Consider the following 13,263-nt stretch of genomic DNA (forward strand, 5'->3'; position numbering starts at 1 on the left):
GAAATTATTGACCGCATGTTTTTGTGGTCAGTTCTGGATTATTGATTGCTCTCACTTCTAAGTAGTTCAATGAGGGTAAGAGTGTCATTCAACCTAAGAGTTAAAGGAAAACATGAAGATATTCTCTGAAAAATTAAGAGCGCACTCTGATCACGTAAAAAAAGTGAGCCATCATTGTTCTACCGAAGAAACTACTAAACAAGCATTAATATTGCCAATGTTAGATATTCTTGGTTTTAACTCTTATGACCCAACTAAGGTTAAAGCAGAATATGGCGCTGACTTCCCTGGTGTTAAAGTCGGTGAACGAGTCGACTATGCTCTATTTTGCCACGGTGTTCCTGTCATGTTCATTGAGGCCAAGGGCTATAATCAAAAACTTGATAACCATTGCCCTCAACTTTCTAGATATTTTAACGCAACACCTGAAGTCACCATTGCAGCCATAACTAATGGCACCCAATGGCGTTTCTTTACTGACCTTAAGCAAAGAAATATTATGGATGCTGCTCCATTCCTACAGATTAATGTAGATGAAACATCGGACTCTGATGCTCATCAGCTCTATCAATTCCGTCATGATCAGTTCCAACCGGAAGCACTTCGAACCTTAGCTGAAGAAAGCATTTATTTATCAGCATTTACTGATGTTATTAGTGATAGCTTAAGAAATGTCGATGCTGACTTTGTCCGCTATGTTGCAAGTCGCTCTAGCGTACAACGGCAGTTAAACCAAAAATTTCTCGACACAATTACACCGCTAGTAAAAATGGCAGTAGAGCGAGCTGTTAGTGCAATGGTTGTTTCTGGGCTATCAATGGCTTCTAACAAAGACAAAGATATTGAAACTGCACTAGCACCAGAGCTAAAAAAAATAGATGAAACAGCACCAGTCGTAGACCCTGAAAATTCAAATATCGTCACTACGCATAACGAAAGGCAATTTTTTAGCAATATTCAACTTTTACTTGGTGAACAAGCGGATATTTCAGCAAAAGACACAGCTAGTTATTACAATATTCTTTGCCAAGGAAAATCAAACCGTTGGATTGTGCGTTATTTTGATAGCAAACAACGACCATCGATAATTTTACCAATTGAATTAGATGAAAAAGCTATCGCAGAGGTTGAGCGGGCAGGACTTGAGCTAGCTCCCGGTAATCAAATTATAATAGATCGTCCTGAAAATATTTTACGATTGTCAGGGCTAGTTTTGGATTCATACAACTATTGCATGGACGATGATAATTTTAGAAACAAGAAAAAATAGTAATCTATTTCCTGCCCCTTCTCGCTGGAGGGGCGCATACAAGAACCCTGCGCCATAAACTCCTATCTAAACTGAGCCTCATTACTTGATTAACTTCTAAAACATTCGAAAAACACACCCAAACTCAAGCTAATAAAATACAAATAAACCAATACGATACTATTTTGCAGCAGAGTTTTTTTGGGTTTTAAAATGGGATGAAGTACATCTTTAAAAATGCACTTTATCCCGATTAATTACAGTTACTTATAAACAATTTCGCCTTTCGGCTGATACTGATTAGCATCTAGCGGAGAATGCTTTTCAATATATTGTTTCAAAACTTCTGCATCAATAAAACCGGTATTCACATAACCCGGTAAGGTATCAATCTTCGGATAGCCATCACCGCCTAATGCGTTGAAATTCAAGGTCGCCAGACGATAAGTTTTATTCGGATCTAACGGCTTACCCTGTATTTTCACGTCGCTGACACCCTTACCATCAGCCACTAAGCTAACATTGGCAAATTGCGCATAAGCTCCTGAATCAACTTTCTTATTGGCCACAACCGCCAGATATTTCTCCACTTCACTGCCTTTCATATCGGCATAAACCAGGGTATTACCAAATGGCTGAACTTTGAGAACATTTTTATAGGTGATATCGCCGGCATCGATAGAGTCACGAACCCCACCGCCACTCATTACCGCAAAGTCAGCACCCGCGCGTTCCATTTGTGCCGCCAATAACATACGCGCCAGATTAGTTTGCTCGAAACGGACTTTACTGCGATCCCCCTCAAGCCGGCCATTCACACTGCCGATTTTAACATCCAGCTGCGCCTTGCCTTGCTCTTCAAATGGCGTCAACAGCTTCAGCATTGCTGGGTCTTGGGCAATTTCTTGGGTATAAAATACGCGTTCACTGGTGCCATCGGCTTTCTCAACTTTTTTCTTTAAATTGATCGGGATTAACTGATAGCTTACTAACTTCAGCTCGCCATTACGGAATTTGAAGTCTGCCCGGCCCACATATTTACCCCATTCATGCGCCTGCACGATCCAAGTGCCATTCTGCCGATCAGGAGCACAAGGGGTGCCTGGTACATAATCAGCCTGCTTATGGTTTTCACTGGCCATACAGACGGGATCTTGCGAGTGCCCGCCCACAATCATATCCAGGTAACCCGCCGGTAGGCTGCGCGCCATCTCGACATCACCCGGAGCATTAGATCCATGCAGGCCATCATCGTAATGCCCCATATGAGTCGCCGCGATAATAATGTCAGGCTTTTCTGTTTTTCTCAGTTGCTCGACAACTTGCTTGGCTTCTGCTGCGGGGGCATGGAATTCGATATCAGTGAAATACTCGGGATTCCCGATCTTCGCGGTGTCATCGGTGGTTAAACCAATCACCGCAATTTTCACACCTTGCTTATCAAACAGTACATAAGGTTTGAATAATCGCTGCTGAGTGCTTTTCTGGTAAATATTGGCGGATAATAATGGGAAAGTCGCCCATTTTTCCTGCTGACGTAACACACTCAGAGGGTTATCAAACTCATGGTTACCGATGGCCATAGCATCATAACCGACCAAATTCATACCACGGAAATCCGGTTCGGCATCTTGCAAATCAGATTCCGGTACGCCGGTATTAATATCGCCACCAGAAAGTAGTAACAGGCTTCCTCCCTCTGCGGCGACGTGTTTGCGGATATCATCAACTAAGGTTTTTTGTGCAGCCAACCCATACTCACCGTGATCATTTTGCCAAAAGTGCCCATGGTGGTCGTTGGTGTGCAATATGGTGATATCGTAAGTTTTATCTTTTTCCCAGGCAGCTGCCCATCCTGGTGAAAACGCCAGCGACACAGCCAAAGCACATGCTGTGGTCGATAATGAAAAACGCATGGCAAATCTCCATGTTGTCGTTAAAACCAGCCCATTCAGTGCCAGTTTAATAAGTGAAAATGGGGTGATGCATATCAATATCATGAAAAATCAAGGTCATACTGTGATGCAACTTGCATTGTAATGTAATAACGCATGCTTGAATTTCAGGATATTGGAATATATATCAAATTGTATCTGCTGTAGTAAAAATCATTCGAACTGCATAATATGTATTCATTACCAAGATACTATTAACAGTGAAAATTATTAGGCGAATACTCACTATGACCGATCGTTCTGAGACTGGACCCCAGCCCTCCGTCAATACCCAGCCCTTCGATAAGAGCAAGGTAAAACGCACGTCTTTCTCTATTTTGGGTGCTATTAGCGTATCTCACTTGCTCAACGATATGATCCAGTCGCTGATTCTGGCGATTTATCCTCTATTACAAGCCGAATTTTCACTGAGTTTTGCACAAATTGGATTAATCACACTCACCTACCAATTGACTGCCTCACTATTACAGCCCCTCATTGGCCTCTATACCGATAAGCATCCAAAACCCTATTCATTGCCAATTGGCATGGGTTTTACTCTGTCGGGCATCTTGCTGCTCGCAGTCGCCACCACCTTCCCCGTGGTTTTATTGGCGGCGGCATTGGTCGGAACCGGTTCTTCGGTTTTCCACCCAGAATCCTCGCGGGTAGCCCGCATGGCCTCCGGTGGTCGTCATGGTATGGCTCAGTCCATTTTTCAGGTGGGGGGCAACTTCGGTAGTGCTCTTGGCCCGTTATTGGCCGCAATCCTTATTGCACCTTACGGCAAAGGCAATGTTGGCTGGTTTTCTCTCGCGGCATTGCTGGCAATTGTGGTGTTATTACAGGTCAGTAAATGGTATCAGCAGCAACAAAGAGCCACACATGGCAAGGTACTAAAAACTTCATCGGTAAAAGTACTGCCTAAAAAAACGGTTATTAAGGCGTTAGCAATCTTGATGGTGCTGATATTCTCTAAATACTTCTACTTGACCAGCATTAGCAGCTATTACACCTTTTATCTGATGCATAGGTTCGGTGTTTCGATACAAAATGCCCAAATACATTTATTTGTATTCTTATTCGCAGTTGCCGCTGGCACCATAATCGGCGGACCTATTGGCGATCGGATCGGTCGTAAATATGTTATTTGGGGGTCAATATTGGGTGTAGCACCTTTTACCCTTGTTTTACCCCACGCATCTTTGTATTGGACAGGGGTTTTAACCGTGATCATTGGGGTTATCCTCGCCTCGGCCTTCTCAGCAATACTGGTGTATGCGCAGGAGCTTATTCCAGGAAAAGTCGGGATGGTATCCGGTTTATTCTTCGGTTTTGCTTTCGGTATGGGGGGTTTAGGTGCGGCTGTACTAGGGTATGTTGCTGATTTGACCAGTATTGAACTGGTTTATCAAATCTGCGCATTCTTACCATTACTGGGGATAATAACGGTCTTCCTACCTAATATAGAAGATAAGTAATAGTAATAACCTTATAATCCCGATTGAAATATGTGTTTCAGTCGGGAGAGTTCCCTGTGTAATAGAGATAGAAACAGCAAATCCACCACAAACAACCACTTCAAACAATTTCCATGCCAAAGCAGACTTTTATCGATAAAAAATTAATTTTTATCGCGCATTGATCGCATAAATGCAATAAACTGATGTTATTGCTGTGAAATGCTTGCCGCCCTTGCATATACCCAAAAGATTTCAAAATGCAGGAAGGCGACAAGCGAATGAATCCCGATGAACTTACTCAGGTAAGCGATTCGGGTGATTGAGCGCAGCCAACACACCTGCGACTTGAAAGATGACGGGAATAACTAGAAGGAGTCTGGATGCACCACTCAACACCCTTAATTACCACGATCGTCGGAGGCCTTGTTCTCGCCTTCCTCTTGGGTACCTTGGCTCACCGCCTGCGCATCTCACCACTGGTGGGGTACCTTGCCGCAGGGGTGCTGGCCGGGCCATTCACGCCAGGTTTTGTTGCTGATACCTCATTAGCACCAGAATTGGCTGAAATTGGTGTTATTTTGTTGATGTTTGGTGTCGGACTTCACTTCTCGCTTAAAGACCTCCTCGCAGTAAAAGCTATCGCCATACCCGGTGCCGTCGCACAAATTGCTGTCGCCACCTTACTCGGGATGGGATTATCTCATTTATTGGGCTGGGATTTGATGACTGGATTTGTCTTCGGTCTTTGCCTATCAACAGCGAGTACAGTGGTATTACTGCGAGCATTAGAAGAACGGCAACTCATTGATAGCCAACGAGGGCAAATTGCCATTGGCTGGTTAATTGTTGAAGATTTGGCGATGGTGCTCACATTGGTGCTATTACCGGCCTTTGCTGGCGTGATGGGGAACGAAACCACCAGTCTGAGCCAATTATTCACTGAATTGGCGATTACCATCGGTAAAGTAATTGCATTCATTACTCTGATGATTGTTGTCGGCCGTCGCCTGGTGCCCTGGATTCTGGCTAAAACCGCCAGTACTGGCTCCCGTGAGCTATTTACCTTGGCGGTGCTGGTATTAGCACTCGGGATTGCATACGGTGCTGTAGGGCTGTTCGATGTATCCTTTGCTCTCGGTGCATTCTTCGCCGGAATGGTATTGAATGAGTCTGAACTCAGCCATCGTGCCGCGCAAGATACTCTGCCATTACGTGATGCATTCGCCGTCCTATTCTTCGTTTCGGTCGGGATGTTGTTCGACCCAATGATTTTGCTACATGAGCCCTTAGCTGTGCTGGCCTCACTGGCTATCATCATCTTCGGTAAATCAGCCGCAGCATTCATATTAGTGCGGATGTTTGGCCACTCAAAACGCACCGCACTCACCATTTCGGTCAGCTTGGCACAAATCGGTGAATTCGCCTTTATTCTGGCAGGACTTGGGATTTCTCTCGGTTTAATGTCAGAACATGGCCGCAATCTGGTACTGGCAGGGGCGATTCTGTCCATCATGCTTAATCCGTTGCTTTTCACACTGTTAGATCGCTATTTGGCCAAGAATGAGACCATGGAAGATCTGATTCTGGAAGAAGCAGTAGAAGAGGAAAAGCAGATCCCTGTCGATTTATGCAATCATGCATTATTAGTGGGTTATGGTCGGGTTGGCAGCTTATTAGGTGCCAAACTGCATGCGGAAGGTATTCCATTAGTGGTCATCGAGAACTCCCGACCAAGAGTGGAAGCACTGCGTGAACAAGGTATTAATGCGGTATTAGGCAATGCTGCAAGCGCAGATATTATGTCGCTGGCTCGTTTAGATTGCGCACGCTGGTTATTACTGACAATTCCGAATGGCTACGAAGCCGGAGAGATTGTCGCTTCAGCCAGAATTAAACGACCGGATCTTGAGATAATTGCGCGCGCACATTATGACGATGAAGTCGTTTATATCTCGGATCGTGGTGCGAATCAGGTTGTTATGGGCGAACGTGAAATTGCCAACAGTATGCTTAATATGCTGAAGATAGAAACGCTGACGGAAGAAGATAAGCGCCCGCTTTGCCCGATTTAAAAGTATTACTGTGTTAGCACAATATAAATAGGGCCAGCATATGCTGGCCCTATTTATATTGTTCTCTTATCTATCCCAGTAGGACTCTTCCAAACTATCTTCTCGCTCAGGCAAGCCACGAGTTAAACGTGGTGAATGTTGATTCAACACCTGATAACTGACCCGATTAGCATATTTACATACTTGTGCCAATGAAGAGTAACTAAGGCAACTACGAACATGTTTACTTGAGTTAGGAACATTATTACGATGAAAGCCATTAGCAGCAATATCATGTAGCACGGCAGATAAGGCACCATCCCCTGCTCCATTAGTATTCATTATTTTCTCTGGCCCCCCCATATAAGGGGCAATATGAGAATAAATACGTAATGGATTCTCACAATGCTCTTTGCGCATCGCTCGACTGAACTCATACAGATTAAATTCAGCAATAGCGCCAGGTAATAAAGGATGTTGAGTTTGGCGCTTATTGGCCTCTTCCGTATAGCCCGCCATATAAAGTCCATTAGGGCCTGCGGTACAAAGCACTAAATCAACCCAACTCAACGCCCTATCTGAAGCCATTAACGGGTCATTTAGGCCAGTCAGCTCATAAGCTTCATCTTCATTCATCGCAACGATAGAAACATGCTCTTTAAGAAAATCACGCCACCACTGCGGATTATCTGCAATGACATATTTGGTTCCAAGTGTCATCACCACAGGAACATTATATTTCTTCGCATAATTGATTGCCTGCATGGTCGCCTCAGGCATTGGCTCACCCGGTTTACAACGCACCAGATAAGCTGTAAGAACCAATGCTGAAGCGCCAGCGATAATATCTTCAGGAATACTTTCTGGTCGCAGTTGATTCATTTGACCAGGGCTGATCGCAAATGTCCGCTCACCATTATCTGTAATTAAAGTAAAACAGCGGCCAATGGCACCATCAACAGCCTGTAGATAGTTTAAATCTGTCCGGCTCGAGGTATTACATAAGTAACGATAGGCATAACTGCCGATTTTGATATTGCTGCACATCGTCCCTAGCAAAATAGAACGGTCATCGGCCAGAACAGAATAATTGTGCAATGTATTACCAATGGTACCACCGGCAAATTCATGAGTTATCAACCCATTAGCTGTTAGCTCCTGATAAAGACGCTCAGCGACATCATCCTCGATAACCAAAGAATGCCCTTGGCTAAGACCATAACGCGTAATAAAGTCCTCATCGACTTTCGCTTCAATATCAACCAGCGTCTGATCAATACCGACGATATAAGATGTACTCACCTCATTTTCTGTCTGCGCCGGTTGCAGTAAAGGATCTCGGGCATTAACAGGAAAATAGTGTTTAGATTTGCGTTTACCAGGAAATTTCATTGTTGTTTGTTACAAATTTAGGAATGAAGAGATAAAGAATTTTAGCACAAATACCCAATATTCAGCGAACATAGCCATTGGGATTAGATTGCTGCCAATTCCAAGCGTCTTTTAACATATCCGTTAAAGATCTTTTAGCTTTCCATTCTAATTCTTTCAAGGCAAGTTCTGCACTCGCCCAACATTCTGCAATATCTCCAGAACGGCGAGCAACAATTTCATAAGGAATTTTTTTACCTGATATGCGTTCAAATTCCGCGATCATCTGTAACACTGAATACCCAACACCCGAGCCAAGATTATAAACCTTAAATCCTGGTGTTAGCTTATTAAGCGCACAAATATGCCCTTCAGCGAGATCCATGACATGAATATAATCTCGTACACCGGAACCATCTGCCGTAGGATAATCATTACCATAAACAGCTAATTTCGGGAGTTTACCAATCGCAACCTGAGTAATAAAAGGCAATAAGTTATTAGGTTTACCATTTGGATCCTCACCGATTAGACCTGAAATATGGGCACCAACAGGATTAAAGTACCGCAGCGCTCTTATGGAAAAATCAGGATGAGCAAAAGAGAAGTCCTTCAATATTTGCTCAACCATGACCTTTGATGAACCATAAGGGTTGGTTGTGCCGCCAATACGAGCATCTTCAGTCAGAGGAACAAATTCAGGATCACCATACACAGTGGCAGAAGAGCTAAATATTAATTTTTTGACGTCAGCAATGACCATTTCTTCAAGTAAGACAATCGAACCAGTAACATTATTTTGGTAATATTCAATCGGCTTAACGACTGACTCACCGACTGATTTCAAACCTGCGAAATGAATCACGGCATCAATTTTATGCTCAGAAAATATCTGCTTAAGACAATCTCTATCTAATATATCACCTTGGTAAAATGTTGCCATACGACCTGTGATTTGAGATACACGCAACAAGGACTCAGCAGAAGCGTTAGATAAATTATCTAATACAGCAACATCCTCGCCATTCTCTAAGAGCGTTAATACGGTGTGTGAACCAATATACCCCGCACCGCCAGTCACTAAAATAGTCATAACTTACCTATTAAATTTAAGGAGTCGAAATAGATTCCATCACCCAAGAATAATTGCCCTGCACTTATCTTTAACATTGTTTATATCAAATTTATTTTTCTGTTTTTGCGCGGCTTTATAGAATAAATCATAATTTGAAAAAACCCTATTAAGAGCAGCATCTAATTCTTCTGTTGTATTCCCAATTAAAATACCATTTTGGTCAACAACCTCACTACAACCACCTACATTACTCAAAATAACGGGTAAACTGGCACTAGTCGCTTCAATTGCTGCCATCGGTAAACCTTCGCTTTCTGATGTTAATACAAATACATCATACTCATTAAATTTATCGAATCCTTTAATCTCACCATAGAAATGAATATTGTCATAACTGCCATATTCATTTTTAAGATCTTGGTAATATTCACCATCACCAACAATATCGAGATCAAATTTAGGATTAGCAGCAACAACTTTTAAGATCAAATCAGGACGTTTTGGATAAGCTAGGCGGCAAACATAAATAATTTTATTTTGGCAGGGGCGATCTGCACGCTCAGCTAAGGGGGTTATAGCATTAAGCTGAGTCACTATTTTATCAGGTTTAATACCAATAATTTCAATTGCTTTATCCGCATCACTTTGGGACACACACCATACAACATCGGTAATATGTGACAATAGCTTTTCAATATAACAAAATATAAACTTCAGTACATGACCATTGTAAATACATGACCATCCATGAGAAACATACACACCGCGAAAACGTAGGAATAAGCGAGCTAATCGACTATAAAGTCCTGCGTTGGCCGAACTGGATACAACAATATCAATTTTATTTTCTTTAAGCGCTTTATATAAACTGTAAATAGCCTTAATACTGGCCATTTTTTTGATCTCTGGAATAATAACAATTTTATCACAGACAATTGTTTCGGTTAACCAACCAGGTTCAGAGGTTATCAAAATAATATTACAATCATCTTTAAGTAGCTTAACTTGCTCTAAAACCCAGCCTTGAGCACCACCAATGATTGATTTAGTAATTACAAATGCAACATTCTTCATATGATTTCCGTAAATAATAAAATGCAAATATGATTAGAGAGCGTTCTCAAAGCCATTAATTAACAATAGTATTTTTTGCATTTTCATCGTGATTTTTTTGCCAAACGATATCACAGATACCATCTGTTGGTTGAAATCCGGCGGGCGCTTCTACTAATAAAGAACGAATACATTCATAATCAAAGTCATTACAGGCAGTTTCAATTTTATTTAGTAAAGTATTCAAATTGTCCCATTCAAGCATAACTTCAGTTGCTGTCATAATTCTAGGATGATAGGTATTCTGTACAGATTCACCTATTAATAACTCTTCATATAATTTTTCACCTGGTCGCAAACCCAAAATTTCTATCGCGATATCACCATCAGGATTTTCTTCGCTCTTAATTGAAAGACCTGAAAGATTAATCATCCGTTTGGCCAAATCAATGATCTTAACAGGATCGCCCATATCTAATACAAAGACATCGCCACCCTGCCCCATAGCACCGGCTTGAATAACAAGTTGAGCAGCTTCAGGAATAGTCATAAAGTAACGAATAATGTCTTTATGCGTGAGAGTCACTGGGCCTCCCTCTGCAATTTGTTTCTTAAAGAGAGGGACAACAGAACCGGAAGACCCCAAAACATTACCAAAACGAACCATGCAAAATTTTGTATTATTTTGTTCTTTTGATAACGCCTGCAACACAAGTTCTGCCATTCTCTTGGTGGCTCCCATGGTATTGGTTGGCCGTACCGCTTTATCTGTAGAAATTAAAACAAATTTTTCTACCTTAGATTTTATTGCCGCTTTTGCACAATAAAGTGTACCGAATATATTGTTCTTGACCCCCTCAATCACGTTATTTTCAACAAGGGGGACATGCTTATAGGCGGCAGCATGATAAACAGTATTAACCTGAAAACCAGACATTATCTGAACTAGTCTGGTTTCACTTTGTACCGAGCCAAGTAATGCAACAAACTCTGTATCAATTTTATTATTTTTACATATTGCGGCTATTTCATTCTCAATGGAATAAAGTGAAAACTCAGATATATCAAAAAGAATTAATAACTTTGGTTTTTCCACAATAATTTGGCGACACAGCTCAGATCCAATTGACCCGCCCGCCCCCGTCACCATCACGATTTTTCCTGTAATATTTTTGGCTAATAACTTCTTATTTGGCTCTACGGGATCTCTTCCAAGTAATTCCTCGATTGAGACTTTCTTTAAGGTACTGATTTGTGCCCTACCTTCAACTAAGTCGGACATACCAGGAATAGATAAAACTTCACAAGAAAGATTCTCAAGTTTAGCGACAACAGCTCTACGCTGGCTTTGGCTAACACTTGGCATCGCCAGTAACACTTTTTTAATACCATAGCGCTCGATTAAATATTCAAGTTTTTCTGAAGGATAAACTGTAACTCCATGAATAACGGCTTTATTTAATTTTGGATTATCATCAATAAATGCAATTGGAAAATATTCACTAGCTTGCATAAGTGCAGGCAATAATTGTCGACCAGAAGCACCAGCACCATATATAACTACCGGGATCTTCCCTCTAACACCATAGTTTAATAGCATTCTAAAAAACAACCGAGAACCACATATCAGTACTAGCGAGAAAACAAAGAACATAACAGCGACGGTTCTTGGTAAATATATTCCCAAGAAGTAGGAACCCAGTACCAGTAATCCAGAGGATAATACGACGCCAACCATTACAGTAGTGACAATTTTTGCACTGACATAACGTAATACAGTTCGATACAAGCCAAGTCGCACATACACTAAAAGGGTTGGAGGTATAATCGCAGCCAAAGCAACCCATTGTTCAATACTGGTAAAAGGACTGTCTACATCCAGCCGTACCCAGAAAGCACCCCAATATGCCAAAACAATTAGAATTGTATCTAACAATAGCATAATGATTCGTTTAATAGGCCTTGGTAACGATAATAGAAATACGAGCGACATAAGATTAACCCTAAGACAGAACATGCCATTTTAAGCAATGCGAATTAAACTCAGTTATTTGGCTATAAATTAAAGCCGATTAGTTATTATTAATTCCGGCATTGATTTTATAATCAATATATAAAAGAGGGATATATGAAATAATGAGTGCTATTATTGGGTTTACAATATCAATCCCTACCAGCACCGCAATTGGAAATAACCAAATGACATTTATACCAATCGCAGATAACGTTACGGGTAAATGGCGTTTAAATTTTCTGGACGCGATTTGATAGCCATGGCTTCGATGAGCTTCATATACTTTAAAACCGCCAATGACTCTACGTACTAGAGTCCATGTAGCATCAACAATAAATAAACCCAATAAAATTAGCCAACAGAAGAAAAATTTTGTTTCTATCCAACCCGCACTTATCGCTAAAGAACCGATAATTAACCCCAGAAAACCACTCCCTGCATCGCCCATGAATATTTTAGCTGGTGGGAAGTTCCAAAGTAAAAAACCTAGCACAGTACTAGCAAGCAACCCAGGAACCAAATAACTGTTCAACTCGATGTGATTACCGCTTATAAAATAAATGATAATTGCACCAATACAGGTTGTTACCGCTTGCGAGCTTGCTAAACCATCAATACCATCCATAAAATTATAGAGATTTAACATCCACACTAAAAATAACAAGCCAAATAAGTTTCCTAAAATTCCAAGATTGATAACAACCCCAGAGATAACTAATACCGGGAAACCACCTAAGCAAAATAATAAAAATGCTGCTGCAGAGAAATGGGCTAAAAGACGCCAGCGGGCAGCAATATGCCCATGATCATCCCAAAAACCAACCAATGCAATTACTCCACCAGATACCACTAACCCAATAACAGTTAAAGGCGGTAGATAGCCTTGGAAATAGAATAAAAATATCCCACAGAGGAAGCTAACAACTATAGCTACACCGCCCCCTCTTGGAGTTGGGACGACGTGTGAGCTACGTGAGTTAGGTTTATCTATAATATTATTATTAATAGCATATTGACGTAATAAATACGTTAACCCTACGGACGCCAGAAAGA

10 protein-coding genes are annotated in these 13,263 nt (G+C 41.4%); 4 read left to right on the top strand and 6 right to left on the bottom strand.

Annotation, left to right across the window (positions count from 1 at the left end; translation table 11 throughout):
- Positions 1-112 precede the first annotated feature (112 nt).
- Positions 113-1,270, top strand: a complete 1,158-nt coding sequence (locus tag FTA91_RS19840) for a type I restriction endonuclease (RefSeq protein ID WP_050112904.1) — start codon at positions 113-115, stop codon at positions 1,268-1,270.
- A 242-nt stretch (positions 1,271-1,512) separates the two neighbouring features.
- Here FTA91_RS19840 and ushA read toward each other — a convergent pair whose 3' ends face one another.
- Positions 1,513-3,165, bottom strand: coding sequence for a bifunctional UDP-sugar hydrolase/5'-nucleotidase UshA (gene ushA, locus FTA91_RS19845; protein WP_145583810.1), 1,653 nt, complete (start codon positions 3,163-3,165; stop codon positions 1,513-1,515).
- Between ushA and FTA91_RS20420 the strand changes: the two genes are divergently transcribed.
- From FTA91_RS20420 to ybaL, 3 genes are all read left to right on the top strand, one after another.
- Positions 3,164-3,289 carry a hypothetical protein gene (locus FTA91_RS20420; protein WP_264751558.1) on the top strand — a complete coding sequence of 42 codons (126 nt, stop codon included), beginning with the start codon at positions 3,164-3,166 and terminating at the stop codon, positions 3,287-3,289. The genes ushA and FTA91_RS20420 overlap by 2 nt on opposite strands.
- Before the next feature lie 142 nt (positions 3,290-3,431).
- On the top strand, positions 3,432-4,664 hold the full coding sequence (gene rosA / locus FTA91_RS19850) for an MFS transporter RosA (RefSeq protein WP_145583811.1): 1,233 nt from the start codon (positions 3,432-3,434) through the stop codon (positions 4,662-4,664).
- A gap of 362 nt (positions 4,665-5,026) precedes the next feature.
- Positions 5,027-6,718, top strand: a complete 1,692-nt coding sequence (ybaL, locus tag FTA91_RS19855; RefSeq protein ID WP_050112902.1) for a YbaL family putative K(+) efflux transporter — start codon at positions 5,027-5,029, stop codon at positions 6,716-6,718.
- A gap of 66 nt (positions 6,719-6,784) precedes the next feature.
- On the opposite strand, the gene FTA91_RS19860 is transcribed toward ybaL, so the two are convergent.
- The 5 genes from FTA91_RS19860 to FTA91_RS19880 all read right to left on the bottom strand — a co-directional run.
- Positions 6,785-8,089, bottom strand: a complete 1,305-nt coding sequence (locus FTA91_RS19860; protein ID WP_050112901.1) for an inosine/guanosine kinase — start codon at positions 8,087-8,089, stop codon at positions 6,785-6,787.
- Between the two features lie 61 nt (positions 8,090-8,150).
- The gene (gene galE, locus FTA91_RS19865; RefSeq protein ID WP_050112900.1) at positions 8,151-9,161 is read right to left on the bottom strand and encodes a UDP-glucose 4-epimerase GalE; all 1,011 of its coding nucleotides are present in this window, start codon (positions 9,159-9,161) and stop codon (positions 8,151-8,153) included.
- A gap of 39 nt (positions 9,162-9,200) precedes the next feature.
- Positions 9,201-10,217: a glycosyltransferase gene (locus tag FTA91_RS19870; protein ID WP_145583813.1), complete on the bottom strand. Its 1,017-nt coding sequence runs from the start codon at positions 10,215-10,217 to the stop codon at positions 9,201-9,203.
- A 55-nt stretch (positions 10,218-10,272) separates the two neighbouring features.
- The gene (locus FTA91_RS19875; protein WP_328592899.1) at positions 10,273-12,138 is read right to left on the bottom strand and encodes a polysaccharide biosynthesis protein; all 1,866 of its coding nucleotides are present in this window, start codon (positions 12,136-12,138) and stop codon (positions 10,273-10,275) included.
- Positions 12,139-12,268: 130 nt separating this feature from the next.
- Positions 12,269-13,263, bottom strand: a 995-nt coding sequence (locus tag FTA91_RS19880) for an MraY family glycosyltransferase (RefSeq protein ID WP_235896879.1), incomplete at its 5' end; no start/stop codon positions are given.

This window comes from Yersinia thracica (assembly GCF_902170565.1).
GTDB classification, from domain to species: domain Bacteria; phylum Pseudomonadota; class Gammaproteobacteria; order Enterobacterales; family Enterobacteriaceae; genus Yersinia; species Yersinia thracica.